We start from the raw sequence: 24,768 nt of genomic DNA on the forward strand, positions 1-24,768 counted from the left end.
GCGTGCGATGGGATACAGTCGTCGATGGCGGAAATCGGTCTGCTGCACGGCAATGCTTGCCGTGTCGGGCCTCACCGCCTGCCAGGAACAGACCGGCGGCCCGGAGAACCCGCCGACCGCCGTGCAGGTCGAAGCGGCGGCGCTGGCCGACTACGCGCCGGCCATTCGGCTGACCGGTGAGATCCGGGCGCGGGTCGAGAGCGACCTGTCCTTTCGAGTCGCCGGCCGCATCGCCGAGCGCCTGGTCAATGTCGGCGACCGCGTGGCGGCCGACCAGGTCCTGGCCAGGCTCGATCCGCAGCAGCAGCGCGCGACGGTCACTGCCGCTGAGGCCGCCGTCGCATCCGCCGAGGCTGTGCTGCGCCAGGCAACCTCCAGCTATGAGCGCCAGAAGGCGTTGCTCGCCCGAGGCTTCACGACCCAGCGCGAACACGATCAGGCCCAGGAAGGCTACCGCACGGCCGACGCCGCCCTCGTTGACGCAAGAGCTCTGCTCGGCACGACCCGCGACCGGCTGTCCGACACGGTGCTGCGAGCGGGGGTTGCCGGCGTGATCACGGCGCGCCATGCCGAGACCGGGCAGGTCGTGCAGGCGGCGCAGACCGTGTTCTCGATCGCGCAGGACGGGCCGCGCGATGCGGTGTTCAATCTCAACGAGTCGATCTTCAGTCGCGAACTCGCTGATCCCGCCATCGCGCTGACGCTGGTGTCCGACCCGGCCGTGAAGGCAGCGGGTACCGTGCGCGAGGTCTCGCCGACCGTGGACAAGGCCACGGGAACGGTCAGGGCCAAGGTCGGCCTGGCGCAGTCGCCGGCGGCGATGACGCTCGGTGCCTCCGTCATCGGCGAGGGCCGGCTCGAGCCCCGCAAGTTCGTGGTGGTGCCTTGGAGCGCGCTGTCCAGCAGAAGCGGTCAACCGGCCGTCTGGGCTGTCGATCCCCGGACGAAGGCTGTGTCGCTGAAGCCGATCACCATCGAAGGTTACGAGAGCGGGAAGGTTTTCGTGCGGGAGGGGCTCCAGCCCGGCGAGATGGTCGCGGCCGGCGGGGCGCAGTTCCTGCGGCCCAACCAGGTTGTGGCGGTCGCCAAGGGAGCAGCCCAATGAAACCCATCCTGATATCCCTGACCGTCCTGGGGGCAGGCGCTCTGTTCGCGAGCTGCAAGGAAGGGGAGCACGCCAAGACGCCGTCCCCCCGGCCCGTTCTCTCCGTGGTCGCGACCTCCCAGTCGGCGCGTAGCCTGGGCTTCGCCGGAACCATCGAGCCTCGCTACACCTCCGACATCGGCTTCCAGGTGCTTGGGCGCATCGTCAGCCGCGACGTCGATGTCGGCGACGTCGTCAAGAAGGGTGATCGCCTGGCCAGGCTCGACCCCGTCACCTATGAGCTGGCCGTGCGGTCGGCCCAGGCTGACCTGGCCAGCGCCACCGCCCGTCTCGAAAACGCCGCCGCGACAGAAGCTCGGCAGCGCAAGCTGCTCCTGCAGGACATCTCAAATCAGGCACAGTTCGACGCCGCTACGCAGGTGCACGAGTCTGCAATGGCCGGCGTCACCCGCGCCAAGGCGGAGCTCGAAAAGGCCGAGGAGCAGCTCAGCTACACGGAGTTGCGGGCTGACTTCGACGGCGTCGTCACCATTGTTGCGGCGGAACTCGGACAGGTGGTCCAGCCGGGCCAGAGCGTCGTCTCCGTGGCCCGCCCCGAGATCCGCGAGGCGGTGATCGACCTGCCCGAGAGCATCGGGCGGGACCTCAAGCCGCAAACCCGCTTTGACATCGCCCTGCAAGTCGACCCGTCGGTTCAAGCTGCCGGATCGGTGCGAGAGATCGCCCCGCAAGCAGATCCCGCCACCCGCACGCGGCGGGTCCGGATCACGCTCGACACCCCGGCGAACAGCTTTCGCTTGGGCACGACGATCACCGCAACGATGACGACGCAGGTCCCCCCGGACATCGAGCTCCCGGCCACCGCCCTGTTGGAGCGGAACGGCAAGACCATGGTCTGGGTCGTCGATCCGGCCACCTGGACGGTGTCGACCCGGGATGTGACGATTGCCGCGGGAGAGCGATCCTTTGTTCGGGTCCTCGACGGACTCGCCGCCGGCTCGCGCGTCGTCGTCGCCGGCGTGAACAGCCTGACCCCTGGCCAATCAGTCAAACTCCCAGACGGGGTATTCCAATGACCAACCGCTTCAACCTATCCGATTGGGCGCTCGAACATCGTTCGCTCGTCTGGTACTTCATGATCGTCTCGGCCATCGCAGGCATCCTCGCCTATGTCAGTCTGGGGCGTGAGGAAGATCCGTCGTTCACCATCAAGACGATGGTGATCGCCGCCCAATGGCCTGGCGCTACGGTCGAGGACACCGCCCGTCAGGTCAGCGACCGCATCGAGAAGAAGCTCGAAGAGCTCGACTCGCTCGACTACACCCGCAGCCAGACCACGGCTGGCCAGAGCGTCATCTATGTCAACCTGAAGGACACGGTCAAAAGCCGCGATGTGCCGGGCGTCTGGGTGAAAGTCCGCAATCTGGTCAACGACATCAAGCGGGAGCTGCCGCAGGGTGTCGTGGGTCCCGTCTTCAACGACGATTTCGGCGACGTCTTCGGCAATGTCTACGCGTTCACGGCGGACGGCCTGACGCAGCGGCAGCTGCGCGACTATGTCGAGGACGTGCGGGCCAAGGTTCTCACGGTCCCTAATGTCGGCAAGGTCAACCTGATCGGCGCCCAGGACGAGGTGATCTTCCTCGAGTTCTCGACGCGCGAAATGGCGGCCCTCGGTGTCAGCCAGCAGGAGGTCGTCCAGACGCTCCGGGCCCAGAACGCGATCGCGCCATCTGGTGTCATCGAGGCCGGCCCTGAGCGCATCAGTGTCCGGGTGACCGGGCAGTTCACGTCGGAGGAGAGCCTGCGCGGCCTCAATCTGCGCGTGAACGACCGCTTCTTCCGCCTCAGCGACATTGCCACCATCAGCCGTGGCCATGTCGACCCGCCGCAGGCGCTGTTCCGGTTCAAGGGCGAGCCGGCGATCGGGCTTGCCATCGGCATGAAGACCGGCGCCAACCTGCTTGCGTTCGGCGAGGCGTTGCACGAGCAGATGCGCAAGATCACCGGCGAGTTGCCGATCGGCGTCGGCGTGCATCTCGTGGCCGATCAGCCCGTCGTGGTCGAGGAGGCGGTCGGCGGCTTCACCAAGGCGCTGTTCGAGGCCGTGGCGATCGTGCTGGTGGTCAGTTTCATCAGCCTCGGCATGCGGGCCGGCCTGGTGGTCGCGCTCTCCATCCCGCTCGTGCTCGCCATGACCTTCGTGGTGATGCAGTACACCGGAATCTCGCTCCAGCGCATCTCGCTCGGCGCCCTGATCATCGCGCTTGGCCTGCTGGTCGACGACGCCATGATCGCCGTCGAGATGATGGTGGCGCGCCTCGAGGCCGGCGACACGCTGAAGAAGGCTGCGACCGCCGTCTACACCTCCACCGCGTTCCCGATGCTCACCGGCACGCTCGTCACCGTCGCGAGCTTCATCCCGGTCGGCCTCAACAGCAGCAATGCGGGCGAGTACACCTTCACGCTGTTCGTGGTGATCGCAGCCTCGCTGTTGCTGTCCTGGATCGTCGCTGTGCTGTTCGCGCCCCTGCTCGGCGTGACGCTGCTGCCGAAGACGATGAAGAAGCATCACGACAAGCCGAGCCGCCTCATGACGGCGTTCTCGCACCTCCTCGTCGGTGTCATGCGCTGGCGCTGGCTGACCATTGGCGTGACGGTGGCGATGTTCGGCGTCTCGCTCTACGGCATGAAGTTCGTCGAGCAGCAGTTCTTCCCGTCCTCGGACCGCAACGAGGTTCTCGTCGACTTCACCCTGCCGCAGAACGCCTCGATCACCGAGACGAAGGCGCAGATGGACCGCTTCGAGGCCAAGCTCGCGGGCGATCCCGATGTCGATCACTGGTCGTCCTATGTCGGCCAGGGCGCCGTGCGCTTCATCCTGTCCTTCGACCCGCAGCCGTCGAATCCCAATTACGGCCAGATGGTCATCGTGACCAAGAGCATCGCGGCCCGCGAGCGCCTCAGGGGCAAGATCAAGACCTGGAGCCGGGAGGAGTTTGCCGGCGTCGATGTCTACACCGACCTGCTGGCGCTGGGGCCGCCGGCCGGGCGCCCGGTCCAGTACCGGCTCAGCGGGCCCGACATCCAAAAGGTCAGGGAATTGGCCCAGCAACTCGCTGCCATCGTCGGCGAGCATCCCCGGGTCAGAGATCTCGGGTTCAACTGGAACGAGCCCGCGCGGGTGGTGAAGGTCGACGTGCTCCAGGACAAGGCCCGCCAGCTCGGTGTGACCTCGCAGGATATCGCCGGCGCGCTCAACGGCGTGGTGGGCGGCACGAGCATCACCCAGGTGCGCGACGCGATCTATCTCGTCGATGTGCTGAGCCGGGCCGGCGCCGCCGAGCGGGGAGCGATCGAGACGCTGCAGAACCTGCAATTGCCGGGCAAGAACGGCCAGTCCGTGCCGTTGGCGGCGGTCGCGACCTTCCGCTACGAGCTCGAACAGCCGGTGATCTGGCGCCGCAGCCGCCAGCCGACCATCACGGTCCGGGGCAGCATCGTCGATGCCACCCAGCCGGCGACGATCGCCCAGCAGCTCGAACCCAAGGTGCAGGAGTTCGTTCGGGCGCTTCCGGCCGGGTACGGGGTCGTCGTGGCGGGCCCCGTGGAGGAGAGCGCCAAATCCCAGGGGCCGATCGCGGCCGTGGTTCCGCTCATGCTGTTCCTGATGGCGACCATCCTGATGATCCAGATGCAAAGCTTCTCGCGGCTGTTCCTGGTGGTCGCCGCGGCCCCGCTCGGGCTGATCGGCGTCGTGGCGGCCATGCTCCCGGGCGGGGCTCCCATGGGCTTCGTGGCCATCCTGGGCGTGTTGGCGCTTGTCGGCATCCTCATCCGCAACTCGGTGATCCTGGTCGTGCAGATCGAGGACCTCCGGCGCGAGGGCTGGGGCGCGTGGGAGGCCGTGGTCGAGGCCACGATGCACCGGACGCGGCCGATCCTGCTGACGGCGGCCGCGGCGAGTCTGGCGCTGATCCCGATCGCGTTCGAAGTCTTCTGGGGACCCATGGCCTTCGCCATGATGGGCGGCATCATCGTCGGCACGCTGCTGACCCTGCTGTTCCTGCCGGCGCTCTATGTGGCCTGGTTCCGCATCGAGGCGCCCTCGCAGCCTGCGCCGGAACCGCTGCTCGCCGAGCCGATGCATGAACCGGCGTAGAGCGCGGCCGCAGCGATTGCTTGGCGCGCAGGCTCGGAACCTTGGCTGCATCCGATCCTGTCATGCCGAGCATCGCCCCGGCCGCGGTGCCCCCCTGCGGCCGGGGCCCATTCCTTGGCCTCCGAAAAGGACAAAATGCCCATGCCTAACGACAACGAGCGCCGCCATGATCTCAGGAATTCGCTCACGAGACGGCACATTGTGGAGGCCGCGCGCCAGGTGTTTCTCCTGAATGGCTTCAGGGGCACCAGCATCGAACAGATTGCGGCGGAAGCCACCGTCTCGAAGCGGTCGCTCCACCACCATTTCGGCAGCAAGGAAGCCCTGTTCAGATCGCTGGTAACGGAGGAAGCACAGAGGATCGCGGCGGCCTTGCCATCGCTCGATTGGGACGAGCCAGACCCCTGTTCGGCCATGCGACAAATCGGGGGCGCCGTGCTCGAAACCCTGAACCATCCGACCACCGTCACCACCCTCCGTCTGATCATCGGTGCACTCGGCAGCTTTCCACGATTGGGCGAGGAGTTCCTGCGGGCCAGCCTCGGCCCGACCATGGAACAGATGGCGAGCTATCTCGATCTCCATGCGGCGTCCGGCACCGTCCGGATCGACAACAGCCGTGCCGCGGCAGAGGAGTTTGCGCGGCAGTGCCTTGCGCATGTCATCGAACGCCTTCTGGTGCCCGGACAGGCGTTCCTGACGGACGCGGATTGCACGGCCGTGGTCGGGGATATTCTCCGCAACTGCAGCGTCCGCTGGCAGCACGACCTCACCCGACAGGGCATGGCCGGTCCGATCCGCCCCGACGAGCGGCAAGCGTGATGATCACCTCGCTGCTGCACGCCATGACCATCCTGATCGCAGGCTGCACGGCCTGCCTCACCTTCGCACGCAAGCCGGACGCGCCATTTCGGACGAGTGGCTTGCCGACGCGCCCTTATTCTGGACAACCATCATGGACTTCAACCCGCAGTGGATCACCCTGGTCGTGGCCTGCACGGCGATGATCGCCTCGATCGCCGGTCCCTTCGTCAACACGCGGATCGCCACGTTCCGGTTCAAGGCCGACGTGCTGTCGGTCAACCGCCAGAAATGGATCGAGACGATGCGCGACCTGGTGGCGAGCCTGAACTCGCAGTTCCTGACCGTGGCAGCGATCCGCCAGACCGTGGAGGAACCGACCAGCATCGTCATCGCCCGGGATCCCGAGCTGTTCAGGCGCGTGGAGAGCCTGCTGCGGACGGTGTCCAAGATCGAACTCATGCTCAACCCGCTGGAACAGGACCATCAGCAGCTCAATGCCCTGATGAGGGAGGGGGTCGACCGGCTTCGCGCCCCGCCGCCGGAACTGGATATCGAGGACCGCATCGAGGTCATCAGCCGCGACATCACCCAGGCCACGCAAGCGATCCTCAAGCGGGAATGGCTCCGGGTCAAACGCGGCGAATGAAGGCCGGTGACGGCGATAAGCGAATGTCGCCGTCCCTAACGGTGCCGTATTGGCGCTCGGATCATGGAATCGGCGCAGCGTTGACCAGCGACACGATCCAATCTCGTCTGCTCAAGACATTCTATTGAGACTTGCCGGCCACGCAGGGCGCGATCGCCCTCTCGCCTTCGGCCGCTTCGAGCCAGCGTTTTAAACCATGAAGCTCGGCTTCGTCCTTCCGATGCCTTCTCGACAAGCTCACGTCGCTGGAACTGCGTAAGGCGGCGCCGGATCTCCGCTTCACGGGGCAGGTTAAATCGGACGGCGCTCAGGTAGCGCTTTGCCAGCAGTACCTGCGGCCTTTCGCTTCGGCGGCGACGCGAGGGTCGTGGCCGCGCCGGCGCAGGTGGAAGGGTGGTACTGGGCTTTGATCAGGTCCAGTTCCGAAGGATAAGCCGTCATCGGAAATTGACGAGGCTCGCGGCGCCTTTGACCGATTGGGCCGCCCCTGCCGCGACGATCCCGATCTGGTCGCCGGTGCCGATCTTGCCGTCTGCGATCACCTGCCCGGCCACGAGCCGCTCGCCGAGCAGCCGCACGACCTCGGGGCGCTCCGCGAACTTGCCGTGGTTGAGAGGATCGCCGCTCTTGAGCGCCGTCAGATCCAGGACTGTCACGCCGGCCTTTTCAAGCTCGGACCTGTACGGCTCGGCGGCCGGATTGATCTGGCCGAGCCGGTCGACAGCGCCGCCGATGAGGCGCGAGATATCGAGGGCCTTGTCGTCCTGCGATACGAACAATGTGAGCTGTGGACGCTGCGACCCGAGTTCCAGCCACTGCTTGCGGAAAACCTGAACATCGATATCCGGCGACGCCAGAATGACGTTCCTGATCGACGGCGCGACACGACCGTCGCGCATCGCCATTTGGCGCAGTGCCTCGACAACGAGCCAGCTTCCCATCGAGTGGGCCATGATCGTGACTTCGCCGACGAGGGGGTCCCGCGCGGCTTGCCGCAGAACCTCCTCGAGCTGCGTCCGGGAATAGTTCGTGCTTTCCCTGTCATAGGCGTAATCGAGGACATTGCCCCGAGAAGGCCAGGTGAACAGGATCGGTGCGACGTCGGTGCGGGAATCGTGCACGATCTGGGCGAAACGATAGACCGCATCCTCGTAGCGATTGTTGAACCCGTGCACGAAGATCAGGACGCGGCGGCTGCGCGGCAGATGCTGCTTCACCCATCCGCGGATCTCGCCGGGACTGGACAAGGCCTTGACCCTCGTTGTCGCGAAGTCAGTCGCGGGATTCGGAGGCAATTGCTTCGGCCACTGGACCTGTCCGACCTGACGGTTTTCCGGAGGGGGAATCGAAACCGTGAGCTCGGTGGACTGCAACGTCTCCCCGCGCTCTCCTGAAAACAGGACCGCCCGATCTGGGCTTGGCGCCCGCGTGGTCGCGACGAGAAGATTGACCCGCGACGTATGTGGAACCGTTACCTCGACCGGCGTCAGGACGCCTTTGGGCAGGCCCGCACACCCCATCAAACCCACGCAGAGTGGAAGAACGGCGATGAGAAGTAGCGGTTGGGGCAGGATGTGACGTCGTCTCAACCCGCTGGAAACCTTGGTCATGGCTCTTCACTTGCCTGCTTCGAGCGATCCGACAACGCAACCGTTGCGAACCGCAGGGCGCTCAGGATGCGCAGGTCCTGACGGACATTCGGACGGCAAAAGAACGCTCGTCGAAAAGGCCTCTCAGGTCCAATATATTGTTTTGTATCTAGTGATATTGGAGCCATATCAATAGACACAGTCGACGCTGCGCTCAGGGCGTAGCGCCCGGTACCGGCTTTTCCTCCAGGCATGTTCGGCGGAAGCGGCCCAGCTGACCGTGGGCGTCCACGATATCGAGACCCGGCAGCGAGTTTGCGCGCGACTGAGCTGCACCGGCAACGTCTTTGTGCAGGACCAAGGCAAGCGCGCCAGAGCCGCGTGATGATGTCGGTTCTGGCGCATAGGGCATCAGCCGATGCCAGACAAAGCCACCGTCCGAGGCAGATTCCCAGTTTGAGGTTGGCACGGCCCTCGAAACGCGACCGGATTTCCACACCCGTTGCGAGATAGGTCGAGCCTTCCGGACTCAACGGGATGTATTTGAACGGTTCCGTCCAACGAGCCGTCCGCCTGGCTGACCAGAGTTCACAACAGCCTCTAGAGCAGCGAGATGATCGTCTCCACGGCACCATGCCCCTCGATTAGGACGCTTCGGCGTCGAATCGGTGTGCCGTAGAGCGCCGTGAGGTTGTCCTCGCTCATCACCGTTTCGGCCGGTCCCTGGCGCTGGTCCTCCGGCCCCATCAGCAGCAGGGCCTCGTCGGCGATCTCCAGTGCGTGTGTCGGCAGATGCGTGCTGAACAGGATCGCGTGCTGCCCGGCATTGCGCAGCTGCCGCAGCACCGCGACGAGGCGGCTCTGATTGGCGAGGTCCAGCGCCGATGCCGGCTCGTCGAGCACGAGGGCAGGCGAGCCGGTGGCCAGCGCGCGCGCCAGCAGCACGAGCTGGCGCTCGCCGCCCGAGAGCCTGTCGAGCCGCTGCTCGGCGAAGGCCCCGGCGCCGATCCGCTCCAGCGCCTCCTGGGCGATATCGTAGTCGGCACGGCGTGGCGTCCCGAACAGGCCGAGATCGCGGGCGCGGCCCATCACGACGATGTCGAGGGCGCGATAGGGCAGCGGCGCGATGACCTGCGGCACATAGGCGACCAGAGGCGGCGCGGAGCGGTGGCCTTCATGCAGTGCCTCGAGCCCCGTCACCGCCTTGATCAGGGTGGTCTTGCCGCGGCCGTTGGGCCCGAGCACGGCGAGGCAGCGCCCGGCGGCGAGCGAGAGGTCGAGCCCGCGGAAGATCCAGCGCTTCCCGCGCCTGATGCCGGCTCCGCGCAGCGCGATCAAGCCGACAACTCCTGCCGTTGGCGATGGCGCAGCAGCAGCGCGAAGACCGGGGCGCCGACGATGGCGGTCAGGACGCCGAGCGGAATCTCCGCCGTGCTCATCGTGCGCGCGATCGTGTCGACGAGCAGCAGATAGGAACCGCCGAGCAGGGCCGAGGCCGGGATCAGCAGGCGATGGTCCTCGCCCGACACCATCCGCGCCGCATGCGGCACGACGAGCCCGACCCAGCCGATGACGCCGGCGAACGCCACGACCGTTGCCTCCATCAGAGCGACGGTGAGAAAGACGAGCCAGCGATCGCGCTCGACCGGCAGGCCGAGCGCGCGCGCATCATCCTCGCCCAACGACAGCACGTTGATGCGGAAGCGCAGCGCGATCAGCAGGGCGAGCCCCGCCGCCAGCGTCGGAGCCGCGGCGGCGACGTGCCGCCAGGTCGATGCGGCGAAGCTGCCCATCAGCCAGAACACGATCGCCGGCAGGGAGGAATCCGGTTCCGCGACGAACTGCACGAGGCTGACGAGCGCGCTGAACAGGGCGGCGACGATCACGCCGGTCAGCACCACCGTGACCGTGCCCGAACGGCCGTCGACGCGGGCGATGACGCCGACCATCAGCAGGGCGGCGCAGCCGGCCAGGAAAGCTGAGCCGATCAGGACCGCGCCCGAGAGGCCGAGCAGGATCGCGACCGCGCCACCGAAGGAGGCACCGGATGAAACGCCGAGGATATGGGGGGAGACGAGCGGATTGCGCAGCACGCCTTGCAGCGCCGCTCCGGCTGCCGCGAGCGCGGCCCCGCACATTGCGGCCAGCAGCACGCGCGGCAGGCGCACCAGCAGGACGATGCGCTCCTGAAGCTCGCTCCAGGATGGCTCGACCGGCAGGATCCGCGACGCAACAATGCCGAGAGCGGTGCCAGGCGGGATGGCGAGCCGGCCGGCACAGAGCGAGGCCAGCATGGCAAGCGCGAGCAGCCCCGCAAGCGCCGCAAGGACGAGTGCTGCCTCGCGATGGCGCGGCCGTGATAAGGCGACCGCCGAGGTCATGGCCGGGCGAGGCGCTCATAGCTGCGGGACGCGCCATTCACGCCGATCCGCAAGACCTGGTCGAGATCGGCTTCGCTGGCCTCGAAGCCGTAGAGGTCGCGCAGTCCGCTGCGCAGCTCGGCACGCAGGTCGATGCGGGGATCGGCATCGTGGATGAGCGTTGCCAGCCAGAGCCAGAGAAACGGGTTCTCCTGGGTTGCCGGCTCCCAGCGATAGGCGCCGGTCGGGATCTTGTAGACCCGCTTGTCCTTCGCTGCCTTGGTCCCGGAGAGGATAGGGTCGTTGAAGATCGTTTGCGGCGTCAGGTCGGGCACGGCGCTGTTGAGCACGATGACGTCGGGATCCCAGATCATCATCTGTTCGGCCGAGGCTGTCTTGGAGCCGGTCAGCCCTTCGGCGGCGCTGCGTCCGCCGGCGAGCGCGATCGCGTGGCCCACGATGCTGTCCTCGCCGGTGGCAACGAAGCGGCCGGCCGATCGCGAGAGGAACAGCACGCGCGGCGCGCGCGTCTTGGCGGCCGTCTGGCGCAGCGGCGCGAGGCGCTCCGCCACCGCGCTGCGCCAGTCGAGGATCGCCTTGGCGCGCTCGTCCCTTGCGATCGCCGCGCCCAGCATGGCGATGTTGCGGCGGCTGACTTCTTCGTCGCCATAGATGATCAGCGCGGTGGTGAGGCCGGCATTGAGCAGGGGCCCGATGATATCGGCGCCGCGCTCGCCGCGCTGCAGGACGAGATCTGGCTTTGCCGCAGCTATCGCCTCGACATTCGGCATGAAGGCGGCGCCGCCCGAGAGCATGAATCCCGTGTCGACATGCTCGACGCCGGGAAAGATGCGCGCGAGCAGGCTCTCTCTCGCGATCGTGCGGACGATCGGATGCATGCCGATGAGCCGGCCTGGCGAGCGGTCGAGCGCCATCAGCGTCGGCGCGGCCGGGATCGGCAGCGAGACGATGCGCGCCGCTGGCGCCGGCAGCGCGACCTGGCGGCCGGCGAGATCCGCGAAGGTAACGGCATCGGCAGCCGCCGGTTGCGCCGCCGCCAGGACGGCCAGAAGCGCGCCTGAGAAAACGCCGCGCATCAAAAGCCCAGCCGCGCTGTGACGAGCGCCTGGAAGGGTTCACCGACGGCGACGTTGAGATTGTTGACCGCCGACGGATAGTAGACCTTGTCGAACAGGTTCTTGACGTTGAGCTGCAGGCTCAGCGGATTGCCGTCGAGCTTCGTATCATAGGCGACAAAGAGATCGGCGACCGCATATTCCGGCAGGTAGAACGAATTGGCGGCATCGCCGGGGCGTTCGCCGACATAGCGGACGCCGCCGCCGGCGCGCAGCTTACCGGGTCCGAACTGGCCGAAATCATAGCTCACGAACAGAGCTCCGCTGTTGCGCGCGACATTGGGCAGGCTCGATCCGGGCGCCAGCGTCGGATCGTCGGAGACCTTGAGGTCCGTATAGGCGTAGTTGGCGATGACGCTGAGCTGCGAGGTAAGGTTGCCGGCGACCTCGATCTCGGCGCCGCGCGAGCGCACCCGCCCGGCGGTGCGGGCTATGGTCGTGCCGCCGACCGTCTCGGTATAGAGCACGTTGCGCTTGTCGATGTCGAAGACCGCCGCCGTCGCGGTCAGGCCGAAGGGCAGCTCGGCCTTGGCGCCGACCTCGTAGGATTTGCCCTCCTCCGGCGGCAGCGCGCCGATCGCCTGCGCGATCTGGGAGTTCGGCTTGAATGACTCGGTATAGCTCGCATAGATCGAAATCGCCGGCGTGAGCTTGTAGAGAATGCCCGCGCGCGGGATGACCTTGTTGCCGCTGATGTCGGTGTTGGCCGAGAAGGGGCGTCCGCGCCCGGCGAACTGGTCGAAGGCCTGGAGGCGGGCGCCGCCGACGAAGCTCAGGCGGTCGGTGAGCCAGAGCGTGTCCTGCACATAGACGGAGGCCGTCTCGAGCCGCTCGGTCTGGTCGCTGTCCGTGGCGATGACATTGTAGCTGCGCGGCAGCAGGCCGTGCACCGGCCGGTAGATGTTGAAGCTGGTCGAGGTCGGGCCGCGGATCAGATCGGTTCGGATCACCTTGCTGTAGTCATAGGACGCGCCGATCAGGAACTCGTTGGTCAAGCCGAATAGGTTGTGCCGGCCAGTCAGGTCGACGCGCAGCGCGTGGACGTCGAGGTTGGAATCCTGGGTCGCGTCGGCGCGCCGGGTCAGCGCGCCGGTCGTGCGGTTATAGGCGGTGACACGCGCCTGATTGTCGCCATACCAATTGTGGCTGTAGGCGTAATGGGCCTTCAGCGACCAATCGGCATTGAAGCGGTGGTCGATCTCGATTCCGGCGATCTGGTTCTCGCCCTCGGTGACGTTGTAACGCTCGTCGAAGCGCCGCTTCGCGGGAACGCGAACGGCGCGTCCGGTCGCCGGGTCGAAGATCGTGCCGCGATCGAACGGGACCTTGTACTGCGAATAGAGCGCATAGGCGCGGATCGTCGTGTCGGGGCCGAAATAGCTCAGCGACGGCGCGATCATGCGCGTCCGGTTGATGCCGTATTCACGCCAGTAATCGGCGGTCTGCAGATCGCCGATCAGGCGATAGGCGAAGCCGCTCTGACCGATCGGACCGGTGACGTCGATCGTCGTGCCGCCGCCGTTCTTGCCGCCGCCATAGCTGCTGGCGCGCGTCTCGATCGAGCCCTTCTGGGTGAACTCCGGCTTCTTGGTGACGACATTGACCAAGCCGCCCGGATCGAGGATGCCGAAGAGCAGCGTCGCTGGGCCTTTCAGCACCTCGACACGCTCGGCTGTGGCGTCGAAGGCCCGGGGCAGGGCGACGCGCAGGCCGTCGCGCATGATCGAGCCGTCCCGGTTGTCGCCGAAACCGCGCTTGACGAAGGCGTCCTGCGTGCCGCCGAGCGTGTTGGTCTGGATGACGCCGGCGACATTGCTGAGCGCATCGTCCAGGCTGCGCGCCGCCTGGTCGCGCAACACCTGCTGTGGCACCACACTGACCGATTGCGGGATGTCGATCAGCGGCTTGTCGGCTCCGCCCGCGATCGACGAGCGCAGGGGCTGGTAACCGCGGGTCGCACCGTCGCCCTGTACGCTGATCTCGTCGAGCACGATGGCGTCCGGCGTTGCCGGAGCTTGCGCTGCTGCGGTCAGCGGCCAAGCCCAGGCAAGCGAGACCATAGCGCAAAGCGGGTGGCGAAGGATGGGCATCGAAATTCTCGTGGAATTGGAAACGGCGATCAGCCGGCGGCGGAATCGAGTTAACGAAATTTCTGATGCAGCGCAATATTGGTTGGGTTTATTTTAATTATAGTTACTCTAATGTGCAATAATTATGCGTGCCGAGTTAAAGTAATAATGCATATATAAATAGATTTATTATACTTAAGGTCATCTGGTCTCAATACCTGCTTTCGATACGGCAGATTCATCCAGATTTCAGATCGCGAGGACAGCTGGCGCTTTGCCGAACAGTTGCAGGGCAATGGCCTCCCGATCAACGCCGCGCGTAAGCTGGGAGCCCGTATCGCGACATTCACGGCCGCGCTCGTCCGCGTCAGCTGATCCGGGATCGTCGCCATTGCTGCTGTAGATGGTGCGAGAGACGCGGACGTCTCGGCAGAGCAGCGGCAGATTGTGACCGAGCGATTTGAAGGGCATCGCCAACCCCGCCCCATTCAGCTGGGCGAGGGGGGAGGCTTGGCCGGGGAGCCAGGAAGTCGGGCTCATCTGGGGTTCGCCTCAGCCGTTGAGCCGGCGATGCCGCGCTGACGGCTGTGTCGGCAACGACTCATTGGGCTGCGCGTGTCGACGTCGGACCGATGCACGGGATGACATCGGGCTGCCGAATGGAACGCGGGCGGCTCGCATTGTCCGCCCGCATCCCTGGAGCTTCTGTTTCAATTCTTCTTGGGCGGTGTCGCAGGCCAGGACTTGATCAGCGTATCGTAGTCTATCGTCTCGCCTTTGGGCTTCTCGTTGGCGAGCTTGGGCTGCGGCGCGATGTTGCCATCCGCCTTCGATTTTGCGAACCAGGCTTCCGCGGTCTGCTTCGGGTTCAGCTTCGGGCCGCAATCGCCCTGCACGCCGGAGCGTTCGAGCCGTTCGAGCACCGAATCCTGCGCCGCCGCGAGCGAATCCATGGCTGCTTGTGCGGTCTTGGCGCCCGAGGAGGCGTCGCCGATATTCTGCCACCAGAGCTGAGCGAGGCGCGGGTAGTCAGGAACGTTGCTGCCGGTGGGCGTCCACTGCACGCGCGCCGGCGAACGGTAGAACTCGATCAGGCCGCCGAGCTTCGGTGCCCGCTCGGTGAAGCTCTTGTCCCAGATGTCGCTCTCGCGGATGAAGGTCAGGCCGACATGGCTCTTCTTCAGGCTGACCGACTTGGAGACGATGAACTGCATGTAAAGCCAGGCTGCCTTGCGCTTCTCCAGCGGGGTCGAGTTGAGCAGGGTCAGCGAGCCTGCATCCTGGTAGCCGAGCTTCATGCCGTCCTTCCAGTAGGAGCCCTTGGGTGATGGTGCCATGCGCCATTTCGGGGTGCCGTCGGCATTCACGACCGGCAGGCCGGGCTTGACCATGTCGGCGGTGAAGGCGGTGTACCAGAACATCTGCTGGGCGATGGCGCCCTGTGCCGGCACCGGCCCGGACTCGGAGAAAGTCATGCCACGCGCCTGTGGCGGCGCGTATTTGTTGAGCCAATCGACATATTTCTGCACCGCGTAGACCGAGGCGGGGCCATTGGTGTCGCCACCGCGCTCGACCGAGGAGCCGACCGGCCGGCAGCCCTCCATGCGGATGCCCCATTCATCGACGGGCTTGCCGTTCGGGATACCCTTGTCGCCATTGCCGGCCATCGAGAGCCAGGCATCGGTGAAACGCCAGCCGAGCGAGGGATCCTTCTTGCCGTAGTCCATATGACCATAGACCCGGACGCCATCGATCTCCTTGATGTCGTTTGAGAAGAATTCGGCGATATCCTCATAGGCCGACCAGTTGACCGGCACGCCAAGCTCGTAGCCGTACTTGGCCTTGAATTTCTCCTTGAGGTCCGGGCGCGTGAACCAGTCGTAGCGGAACCAGTAAAGGTTCGCGAATTGCTGGTCGGGCAGCTGGTAGAGCTTGCCGTCCGGTGCGGTGCCGAAGGATTTGCCAATGAAGTCGTCGACGTCGAGCGTCGGGTTGGTGACATCCTTGCCTGGTCCCGCCATCCAGTCGGTCAGGTTCACCGTCTGCTTGTAGCGAAAATGCGTGCCGATCAGGTCGGAATCGTTGATCCAGCCATCATAGACATTGCGGCCCGATTGCATCTGCGTCTGCAGCTTCTCGACCACGTCGCCTTCCTGGATCAGGTCGTGCTTGAGCTTGATGCCGGTGATCTCGCTGAAGGCCCTGGCCAGCGTGCGGGCTTCGTATTCATGCGTGGTGATGGTCTCGGAGACGATATTGACCTCCATGCCGGCAAATGGTTTCGCGGCATTGATGAACCACTCCATTTCCTTGAGTTGCGCATCCTTGGCCAGCGTCGAAGGCTGGAATTCATTGTCGATCCAGCGTCGCGCCGCGTCGATGTCGGCGAGGGCGGGCACGGCGCTTAGCAATGAGCTGAGCGCGGTAGCGGCTAGCATCTGCTTTCTCATCGTTTCCTCCACTGGATGATTGTTCTTGCGAGCCTTGTCGGCTTCTTGTTGCGAAGGCGGTGGTCGTCCGAGAGCAGCCTCCGTGGGTGGTTAGACGAAGCGGAAAACCGCCGCGGCATAGAGAAGCGAAAGGCCGGACGCCCACCAAAGATCAGCCGCCGTGAGGCCGAGCCAGGCAAGGTGGATGAAGGCCGAGCCGAGCAGGCTCAGGAAGAGCCGGTCGCCGCGCGTCGTCGGGATACCGAGCACGCCGACGCGTTCGAGTTCGGGCCGCCAGACCGCCAGCGCCGTCATCAGGGCGAGCAGGCCGAAGAGTCCGGCGAAGAACAGTCCAGTTTGCGGTGTCCAGGCCATCCATGCCAGATCGATCGAGGCAAAGTCGGGCATCAAACCCTCCCCAGGGCAAAGCCCTTGGCGATGTAGTTGCGGACGAACCAGATCACGAGCGCTCCGGGGATCAGCGTCAGCACCCCGGCCGCGGCGAGCAATCCCCAGTCCATGCCTGCGGCCGAGACCGTGCGCGTCATCGTGGCGGCGATCGGCTTGGCGTTGACCGTGGTCAGGGTGCGCGCAAGCAAGAGCTCGACCCAGGAAAACATGAAGCAGAAGAAGGCGGTGACGCCGATGCCGTTGGCGATGATCGGGGTGAAGATCTTCACGAAGAAGCGCGGGAAGGAATAGCCGTCGAGATAGGCGGTCTCGTCGATCTCGCGCGGCACGCCGGACATGAAGCCTTCGAGGATCCAGACCGCGAGCGGCACATTGAACAGGCAATGGGCCAACGCAACCGCAAGTGGCGTATCGAACAGGCCGATCGCCGAATAGAGGTTGAAGAAGGGCAGGGCGAAGATCGCCGGAGGCGCCATCCGGTTCGAGAGCAGCCAGAAGAACAGGTGCTTGTCGCCGAGGAAGCGGTAGCGCGAGAAGGCATAGGCTGCCGGCAGCGCCAGCGTGATCGAGATCACCGTGTTCATGACCACATAGGTCAGCGAGTTGATGTAGCCGGAGTACCAGGACGGATCGGTGAAGATCGTCCGGTAGTTCTCGAACGTGATCTCGCGCGGCCAGAGCGTCATGCCGGAATTGATCTCGGCATTGGTCTTCAGGCTCATCACGATGAGCCAATAGATCGGCAGGGTCAGGAAGATCAGGTAAAGGCCGAGCGTCAGCGCGCCGCCATTGAAGCGGAAAGCCGAACGCGCCTTTGGCGTCGCCTTGGCGGCGGCGAGCGCGGCGGTCGAACCGAGGCTGTCCGTTGTCATCGCCGCCCTCACGCATCCGCCGGCGGGCGCCGACGCTCGACATCGAGATTGGTCATCACCGTGTAGAAGACCCAGCACACGGCGAGGATGATCAGGTTGTAGACGATCGACATCGCCGCGGCCTTGCCGAGATCGAACTGGCCGAGCGCGAGCTTCACCAATTCGATCGAGAGGAAGGTCGTCGAATTGCCCGGTCCGCCGCCGGTGACGACGAAGGGCTCGGTGTAGATCATGAACGAGTCCATGAAGCGCAGCAGCACGGCGATGATCAGCACGCGCCGCATCTTCGGGAGCTGGATGTAGCGGAACACCGCCCAGCGGCTGGCGCCATCGATACGCGCGGCCTGGTAGTAGGCGTCCGGGATCGATTTCAAGCCGGCATAGCAGAGCAGCGCCACCAGCGAGGTCCAGTGCCAGACATCCATCACGATGATGGTGATCCAGGCGGCAAGCGGATCGGCGACATAGTTGTAGTCGATGCCGAGCCGGTTGACCGTGTAGCCGAGCAGCCCGATATCGCCGCGCGCGAAGACCTGCCAGATCGTGCCGACCACGTTCCATGGCACGAGCAGTGGCATCGCCATCAGCACCAGCGTCGCGGCCACCTTCCAGCCCTCGCGCGGCATGGCGAGAGCGACCGCAATGCCCAGCGGCACCTCGATCGCGAGGATGATCGCGGAGAACAGGAGGTTGCGCCAAAAGGAATCGCGCACGCGACCGCCAAGATCGCTCGACGGGTCGAGCAACTCCTTGAACCAGCCGGTGCCGTTCCAGAAGAACTGGTTGTTGCCGAACGTGTCCTGCACCGAATAGTTCACCACCGTCATCAGCGGGATCACCGCCGAGAAGGCGACGATGGCAAGCACCGGCAGGACAAGGAACCAGGCGCGATTGTCATAGGGCTTGTCCATCACGCTTTTCCCTCCAGCCGTTCGCCATCGGCATAGACATGGATATGATCGGGCTGAAGGATGAGCCCCGCGGTCTCGCCGATGTCGCCGAGCCCGTCGGGCACACCGGCGGCAACCGCATGTTCTCGCAGGCGCAGGCGCGCCAGCCGGGAGCGGCCGAGATCGTCGATACGCTCGACCGTGACAGGCACCCCCTCGCCGGGGCGAGCGAGCGTCGCGAATTCGGGCCTGATCCCGATCTCGATCCGCTTGCCTGATGGAACGTCGTAGCTCTGTGGCAACTCGATCATCGCTCCTGCGACATGAGCGCGGTTGCCCGCGACAGAGGCGGGAATCACGTTCATGCCCGGTGAGCCGATAAAATAGCCGACGAAGGTATGGGCCGGCTTCTCGAACAATTCGTCCGGCCGCCCGGCCTGCACGACCCTGCCATCATGCATCACAACCACGGTGTCGGCGAAGGTCAGCGCCTCGGTCTGGTCATGCGTCACATAGATCATGGTGACGTCGAGCGCTCTGTGAAGCGCCTTGAGCTTGGAACGCAGCTCCCACTTCAGTTGCGGGTCGATGACGGTCAAGGGCTCGTCGAAGAGGATGGCTGCAACATCGGGGCGCACGAGGCCGCGGCCGAGCGAGATCTTCTGCTTGGCGTCGGCCGTTAGACCTCTCGCCTTGCGGTTGAGCTCGCCGGTCAGTTCCAGAAGCGTTGCGATCTCGCGCACGCGGCCATCGACGGCTCCGGCGTCCATGCCGCGATTGCGCAGTGGGAAGGCGAGATTCTCGTAGACGGTCATCGTGTCGTAGACGACCGGGAATTGAAACACTTGGGCGATGTTGCGTTCTTCCGTTGGCAGATGCGCGACATCCCGGCCATCGAACAGCACGCGGCCATGCGATGGGACGAGAAGACCCGAGATGATGTTGAGCAACGTCGTCTTGCCGCAGCCCGAGGGGCCCAGCAAGGCGTAGGCGCCGCCCTGACGCCATGTCAGCGTCATCGGCTTCAGAGCGAAGTCGGCGGGCGCCGAAGCGCCCCGCTTGTAGGAATGGGCGAGATCGGAAAGCTCGATGCGCGCCATCTCGTGTCTCCTCAAGCGGCCGAGAGGAAGGCCGGGGCGTAAGCGAGCCCCCCATCGGGGTCGAAGACGAAGACCGTGGCCGGCTCGACATGGACAGTGATCGACGCGCCCGGCTCCAGCTCGTGCACGCCGGGGGCGAGCGCCACCCAGCGCAAACCATTGCACTCGACATGGACGAAGCTTTCCGAGCCGGTGATCTCGGCCACCGTCACCATGCCTTCGAAGCGCAGGCTCGATCCGGTTCCAGCTTGCAGCGCCAGATGATGTGCGCGGAAGCCGAGTTGATAATCGCCATCCGCCAGACCGGTGAGCGCTCCGGTCGCGGCGGCGCTGTCGCCGCCGGGCAGGAGGATGTCAGCGCCTCTCTTGGTGACGGGCAGGATGTTGAGCGGCGGGTCGGAGAAGATGCGCGCCGTGATCAGGTCCCGCGGCCGGCGATAGACCTCTGCGCTCGTCCCGTACTGCGTCACCCGGCCCTGCCAGAGCGTGGCGGTATGGTCGCCCAGCAGCAGCGCTTCCTGCGGTTCGGTCGTGGCGTAGACGACTGTCGCGTTCGACATGCGGACGATCTTCGGCAGCTCCTCGCGCAGTTCCTCGCGCAGCTTGTAGTCGAGGTTGGCCAGCGGCTCGTCGAGCAGGACAAGATCGGCGCCCTTGATCAGCGCGCGAGCCATGGCGGTGCGCTGCTGCTGCCCGCCGGAGAGGTTGAGAGGCGTCCGCTCGAGGAAGGGGTCGAGCTGCATCAGGCGAGCCATTGCTCGCACCTTGCTCTCGATCTCCGCCTTGGGCAGCCCTTTGACCCTGAGCGGCGAGGCGATGTTCTCGAAAACGCTGAGGTTCGGGTAGTTGATGAATTGCTGGTAGACCATCGCGACCGAGCGCTCGCGCACGGCCAGGCCGGTCACATCCCGCTCTCGGCCGCCCTCATCGACCAGGATGCGCCCCGATGTCGGTCTGTCGAGGCCGGCCATCAGCCGCATCAGCGAGGTCTTTCCCGCCAGCGTCGCGCCGAGCAGCACGGTCATCGTTCCCGGTGGAAGCCGCAGCGTCGTCTCGTGAATATGCGTCTGCGCTCCGACGTCGCGACGCACCTTGTCGAGAACAAGACCCACTCCAGCCTCCTTCAAGCCCTCCGGGTTACCGGAGTGTGAACGATCTCATGCATCAGTGCGTCGAGCATTTCCCGCTGTTCGTCCGACCGGCGCGGACCCGCGTTCGTCCAGCGCTCTTGGTTCGCCCGTTGCCCCGTTTGCCGGGAGATGGCTGGCTCGCATGCGCAGGGTCGGTGCCGAACACCGGCCCGGATTCGACCTTCTCTCGACACCAGCCTGCATGTCACGAGCCCTCGTGTCACGGGTGCGCAGTAGTCGGGTGGCGGTTGCGCGCAAGCCAAGAATAGCGCCAATCAGTCTTGTCCACGAGGGCTTCGAGATCGGTTGCCGCAAAAACATCTTTCGCAATGGGCGCCAGGCCATCACGATCGATGAAAGCCAGCCGGGCGGGACTCGACGATAACGACCGCCAGCGCCGCATCCCTCGCATCTGGGCACGGATATCGATCCGCGGGCCGTTGCTCGCGGCCCGCTCCGGCGATTGGTCAGGCCGTGCGGTCGAACTGGCCGAGGAGCGTTGGGGACGAAACGCGTTCGCGACGCGCAGACGCGCCGGTCACCGGTCGAGGACTGTCCGTGGGTGAAGGAGCGCTGCGGCACGACGAGTTGCAGATCGTCCTTGGCGCGCGTCATCGCGACATAGTGCAGCTGGCGCTCCTCCTCGACCGCCTCGTTGGCGCCGACGTCCAGATCCGGGGGGATGCAGCCATCGACGACATGCATCACGATACAAGAGGAGCCAAGCCAATGCCGAAAATGCCGTCCGAAATGAAAAGTTTCAGAACTTGGTCCGGTCTACGGTGGATAGTGGCCAACCGGGTTCGTCGGGGCTGCCTGACAATGGCAAGACCCGAGGCAAATCGGCGCGAAACCACCCCATCGACTTACCCGACCGAATCTGCGGGCAGTAAAAATAGGGGCTAAGTTATTGATTGTTATGGCGCGCCATTCAGGATAAAACTGCGAACACTTATGTGATTGATATAGCGATATAATCTCAAGCCAACTCTCGGAGCCGTTTACGACGATCATCTTTCTTTAAAGGCCTTTCCGATCTGATCCCTTAGCGGCTTGACGATGAACTCAAGGGGGGACCGGTCTTCCGTCGTCATGAACACATCGGCCTGCATGCCTGCGACGACGCGTAGCGGCGTGACACGGGCCAACTCGGCTGGAGCCACTGCAACCCGGATCGTGTAGAAGACCGCGCCGGTCTGCTGATCGCGACTGGTATCGGCCGAGATGCGCTCCACGGTTCCGACGAGCTCGGGAGTGGTGCGCTGGTTGAAGGCGTGGAGTTTGACCTGGGCTCTTTGACCAAGCGCGACCTGGTCGATGTCGGGCGGATTGATCCTGGTCTCCAGTTGCAGGCCGTCTTCCACCGGGACGATGAGCATGGCCGGCTCGGCCGGCGTGATGACGCCCCCGACGGTGTGCACTGCGAGCTGGTGGACGAAGCCTGCCATCGGCGCGCGAATATCGATGCGCTTGAGCTGATCCTCGGCCGCGATGCGTCGCTCGACCAACTCTCCGCTCTTGCTCTGGATTTCGCGGAGCTCCTTCATCACCTCTTCGCGCAAAGCGTCGTCGACCTGGATGGCCTGAAGCTCGGTCTCGGCGATCTTGCCTTCGGCCTGCGCGATGGCGGCGACCAACTGGCCCTTTTGACCTTCGAGGCCGGCAGCCTCCCGCTCCAAGGCCACTTTCCGTGAAAGCGAAACGAGGTCTTTCCCGTGCAGATATCGAACGCTGACGAGTTCCTGCTCGATCAGCGTCGCCTGATGATCGCGCGCGCCCTGTTGAGATCGCAGGCCGCCGATCTCGTCGCGGAGCTGGCCAACCCGCTTGGCAAGCTGCGCCTTCTGACCGTCGCGGGCCGTGCGGCGGGCGACGAAGAGGTGTTGTTCGGCCAGGACGAGTTCTGCAATGGCCGGGTCGCCGAGCCGGTGGGCGAGTTCGGGGGCAACGCTCACGACAGCCTTCGTGTCACGCTCGGCCTCGAGCCGAGCCTTCCGGGCGGCGAACTCGTCGAGCTGCTTGGTGACAACCTGGAGATTGGCCCGGGTGAGGGTATCGTCCAGCCGGATCAGGATCTCGTCCTGCGCGACCCGCTGCCCTTCGCGCACCTTCAATTCGCCGACGATGCCGCCGGTCGCGTGCTGAACCTTCTTGACGTTGCCTTCAATGACGAACTGGCCGGAGGCGACAACTGCGCCCGACAGGGTTGTCGTGACCGCCCAGACGCCGATCGTCCCGGAAAACAGCAGCACACTGGCGCCGCCGATAAGCGCCAACCGGCGCAGAGCGCTTCGAAACTCGTGCTGATCGTCCTGGTCGCTCTTCATGGCATCATCGCCTGGCGCTGGATGGTCGGCAAGCCGCCCTGCTTCATCACTTTCTGCAGAACCTCCGCTTTCGGTCCGAAGGCCTGGACGCGTCCCTCGGCCATCATCGCAACCTGGTCGACGCCGGCAATCGCGGTCTGCCGATGGGTGATGACGACGACGATGCCGCCGCGCTCGCGCACGCTTCGGATCGCCCGCGTGAGAGCCTCATCACCATCATGGTCAAGATTGGAGTTCGGCTCGTCGAGCACGACCAGAAACGGATCGCCGTAGAGTGCCCTGGCCAATCCGATCCGTTGGCGTTGGCCGCCCGATAGAGCAGAGCCGCCCTCGCCGATCGGGGTGTCATAGCCCTGTTCAAGCTTGACGATCAGATCATGCGCGCCAGCGGCCATCGCTGCGGCAACGATGGCCTCATCGGTTGCCGCATCGTCGAAGCGGGCAATGTTTGCCGCGACCGTGCCTTCGAAGAGCTCGATGTCCTGAGGCAGATAGCCGACATGTCGGCCGAGGTCGCCGGGCGCCCATTGATCGAGGGCGGCCCCATCCAGTCTGACATCGCCTTTCAACGGGCACCAGACGCCGACCAGAGCCCGCGCCAGCGTCGATTTGCCCGATGCGCTGGGACCGATGACACCCAAGCCCTGTCCGGCTTCCAAGCGCAGGGAGATGCCCTGCAGAATGGGAGACTGCCGACCGGGCGCCGCTACCAGCAGATTGTTGACACTGATCTCGCGCTGGGGCGCTGGCAGAACCGTGCGCTCGCGAACGGCGAACGCAGGTGAATCGAGGACCTGTTTCAGTCGCGCAAAACCCTGGCGGGCGGCGGTGAAGCCCTTCCAGTTCGCAACCGCCGTCTCGATCGGGGCCAACGCCCGCGAGGTCATGATCGAGGCTGCGATCATGGCGCCGCCGGATAATTCGCCGAGAATGACGAGATAGGCGCCGAGCCCCAAAACGGCCGATTGAAGGATCATCCGGAAGACCTTGGCGAAGGCGCCGATGCCGCTGGTGGAATCGGACGCGATGAGCCAGTCACGCACATAGCGCAGATTGGCTTTCCGCCATTTGGCCTGAAACGCCGGCGCCATTCCCATCGCGCTCAAGGCCTCGGCGTTGCGACGGCTGGCATCCGCGATCGCCTGACGCGCCCCGCCGCTGGCCATCTGGGCCGTGTTCGCATCAATGCTGCGGCGCTCGGTCAGGAAGGTCAGGAACAGGATGATGACGCCGCCGCTGACGGCAAGCCATCCTAACCAGGGATGCAGCAGGAAGCAGCCGGCGAAGAACAGTGGCATCCAAGGCATGTCGAAGAGCGCGGTCGGTCCCAACGACGACAGGAAGCCGCGAATGGCATCCAGGTCGCGGATCGGCTGCTGAGCCTGATCGGCACGCATACCCAGCAAGGGCAGCTTCTGCGCGGCGGCAAAGGCCGTCGGCGAGACCTGCTCGTCGAACCGTGCGCCGATGCGCGCGAGCATCCGGACCCGGACGGCATCGAGAACGCCCTGAAGGCAGTAGGCTGCCAGCAAGAGCAGCGATATTCCGATCAAAGTTGGCACGCTGCGCGAACTCAGCACCCGATCGTAAACCTGAAGCATGTAGAACGAGCCGGCCAGCATCAGGACGTTGATGACGCCCGAAAACACGCCGACAGTCAGGAAGGCACTCCAGCAGTTGGCCAGCGCCGTCGAGACGACGGAGGCACTCTTGGCAGGCGTAGCAGCACGCTTCACAA

General features: G+C 65.1%; 19 protein-coding genes and 1 pseudogene. 5 read left to right on the forward strand and 15 right to left on the reverse strand.

From position 1 onward, the window contains the following. Window positions 1–52: 52 nt before the first annotated feature. The 5 genes from AC1RMY_RS25715 to AC1RMY_RS25735 all read left to right on the forward strand — a co-directional run bounded on the left by AC1RMY_RS25715 (window position 53) and on the right by AC1RMY_RS25735 (window position 6,717). Entirely contained in the window at window positions 53–1,105 is a 1,053-nt protein-coding gene (locus AC1RMY_RS25715) for an efflux RND transporter periplasmic adaptor subunit (RefSeq protein ID WP_492869457.1), read from the forward strand. After that, entirely contained in the window at window positions 1,102–2,181 is a 1,080-nt protein-coding gene (locus tag AC1RMY_RS25720; RefSeq protein WP_492869458.1) for an efflux RND transporter periplasmic adaptor subunit, read from the forward strand. Before AC1RMY_RS25715 ends, AC1RMY_RS25720 begins: the two co-directional genes overlap by 4 nt. Next, window positions 2,178–5,267 carry an efflux RND transporter permease subunit gene (locus AC1RMY_RS25725; protein WP_492869460.1) on the forward strand — a complete coding sequence of 1,030 codons (3,090 nt, stop codon included), beginning with the start codon at window positions 2,178–2,180 and terminating at the stop codon, window positions 5,265–5,267. The genes AC1RMY_RS25720 and AC1RMY_RS25725 overlap by 4 nt, the downstream gene beginning before the upstream one ends. A gap of 141 nt (window positions 5,268–5,408) precedes the next feature. Next, window positions 5,409–6,089: a TetR/AcrR family transcriptional regulator gene (locus tag AC1RMY_RS25730; RefSeq protein WP_492869462.1), complete on the forward strand. Its 681-nt coding sequence runs from the start codon at window positions 5,409–5,411 to the stop codon at window positions 6,087–6,089. Window positions 6,090–6,270: 181 nt separating this feature from the next. After that, window positions 6,271–6,717 carry a hypothetical protein gene (locus AC1RMY_RS25735; RefSeq protein WP_492869464.1) on the forward strand — a complete coding sequence of 149 codons (447 nt, stop codon included), beginning with the start codon at window positions 6,271–6,273 and terminating at the stop codon, window positions 6,715–6,717. A gap of 437 nt (window positions 6,718–7,154) precedes the next feature. Here AC1RMY_RS25735 and AC1RMY_RS25740 read toward each other — a convergent pair whose 3' ends face one another. The 15 genes and pseudogenes from AC1RMY_RS25740 to AC1RMY_RS25810 form a co-directional block, all read right to left on the reverse strand. Next, entirely contained in the window at window positions 7,155–8,327 is a 1,173-nt protein-coding gene (locus AC1RMY_RS25740; protein WP_492869466.1) for an alpha/beta hydrolase, read from the reverse strand. A gap of 579 nt (window positions 8,328–8,906) precedes the next feature. Then, window positions 8,907–9,644 carry an ABC transporter ATP-binding protein gene (locus tag AC1RMY_RS25745; protein ID WP_492869467.1) on the reverse strand — a complete coding sequence of 246 codons (738 nt, stop codon included), beginning with the start codon at window positions 9,642–9,644 and terminating at the stop codon, window positions 8,907–8,909. Then, window positions 9,641–10,687 (reverse strand): FecCD family ABC transporter permease, encoded by a 1,047-nt coding sequence (locus tag AC1RMY_RS25750; protein ID WP_492869469.1) that lies wholly within the window; start codon window positions 10,685–10,687, stop codon window positions 9,641–9,643. Before AC1RMY_RS25750 ends, AC1RMY_RS25745 begins: the two co-directional genes overlap by 4 nt. Then, the gene (locus AC1RMY_RS25755; protein WP_492869471.1) at window positions 10,684–11,763 is read right to left on the reverse strand and encodes an ABC transporter substrate-binding protein; all 1,080 of its coding nucleotides are present in this window, start codon (window positions 11,761–11,763) and stop codon (window positions 10,684–10,686) included. The genes AC1RMY_RS25750 and AC1RMY_RS25755 overlap by 4 nt, the downstream gene beginning before the upstream one ends. After that, entirely contained in the window at window positions 11,763–13,892 is a 2,130-nt protein-coding gene (locus AC1RMY_RS25760; protein ID WP_492869473.1) for a TonB-dependent siderophore receptor, read from the reverse strand. Before AC1RMY_RS25760 ends, AC1RMY_RS25755 begins: the two co-directional genes overlap by 1 nt. 228 nt (window positions 13,893–14,120) lie before the next feature. After that, a complete protein-coding gene (locus AC1RMY_RS25765) occupies window positions 14,121–14,342 on the reverse strand; it encodes a hypothetical protein (RefSeq protein WP_492869475.1) in 222 nt (73 codons plus the stop codon). 239 nt (window positions 14,343–14,581) lie between these two features. Continuing rightward, on the reverse strand, window positions 14,582–16,321 hold the full coding sequence (locus AC1RMY_RS25770; RefSeq protein WP_492869477.1) for an ABC transporter substrate-binding protein: 1,740 nt from the start codon (window positions 16,319–16,321) through the stop codon (window positions 14,582–14,584). 90 nt (window positions 16,322–16,411) lie between these two features. Beyond that, on the reverse strand, window positions 16,412–16,708 hold the full coding sequence (locus AC1RMY_RS25775) for a DUF2160 domain-containing protein (RefSeq protein WP_492869479.1): 297 nt from the start codon (window positions 16,706–16,708) through the stop codon (window positions 16,412–16,414). After that, on the reverse strand, window positions 16,708–17,583 hold the full coding sequence (locus tag AC1RMY_RS25780) for a carbohydrate ABC transporter permease (protein WP_492869481.1): 876 nt from the start codon (window positions 17,581–17,583) through the stop codon (window positions 16,708–16,710). The genes AC1RMY_RS25775 and AC1RMY_RS25780 overlap by 1 nt, the downstream gene beginning before the upstream one ends. Before the next feature lie 8 nt (window positions 17,584–17,591). After that, window positions 17,592–18,494, reverse strand: a complete 903-nt coding sequence (locus AC1RMY_RS25785) for a carbohydrate ABC transporter permease (RefSeq protein ID WP_492869483.1) — start codon at window positions 18,492–18,494, stop codon at window positions 17,592–17,594. Beyond that, on the reverse strand, window positions 18,494–19,573 hold the full coding sequence (locus AC1RMY_RS25790; protein ID WP_492869484.1) for an ABC transporter ATP-binding protein: 1,080 nt from the start codon (window positions 19,571–19,573) through the stop codon (window positions 18,494–18,496). Before AC1RMY_RS25790 ends, AC1RMY_RS25785 begins: the two co-directional genes overlap by 1 nt. An 11-nt stretch (window positions 19,574–19,584) precedes the next feature. Beyond that, window positions 19,585–20,685, reverse strand: coding sequence for an ABC transporter ATP-binding protein (locus tag AC1RMY_RS25795; RefSeq protein ID WP_492869486.1), 1,101 nt, complete (start codon window positions 20,683–20,685; stop codon window positions 19,585–19,587). 499 nt (window positions 20,686–21,184) lie between these two features. Further along, a pseudogene (locus AC1RMY_RS25800) lies at window positions 21,185–21,411 on the reverse strand (3'-5' exonuclease); the annotation flags it as partial. A 302-nt stretch (window positions 21,412–21,713) separates the two neighbouring features. Continuing rightward, complete coding sequence (locus AC1RMY_RS25805) at window positions 21,714–23,030, reverse strand: HlyD family type I secretion periplasmic adaptor subunit (protein WP_492869488.1); 1,317 nt, start codon at window positions 23,028–23,030, stop codon at window positions 21,714–21,716. Further along, complete coding sequence (locus AC1RMY_RS25810; protein ID WP_492869490.1) at window positions 23,027–24,766, reverse strand: type I secretion system permease/ATPase; 1,740 nt, start codon at window positions 24,764–24,766, stop codon at window positions 23,027–23,029. Before AC1RMY_RS25810 ends, AC1RMY_RS25805 begins: the two co-directional genes overlap by 4 nt. Window positions 24,767–24,768: the final 2 nt, after the last annotated feature.

Source organism: Allobosea sp. GW822-FHT03F07, assembly GCF_058801345.1.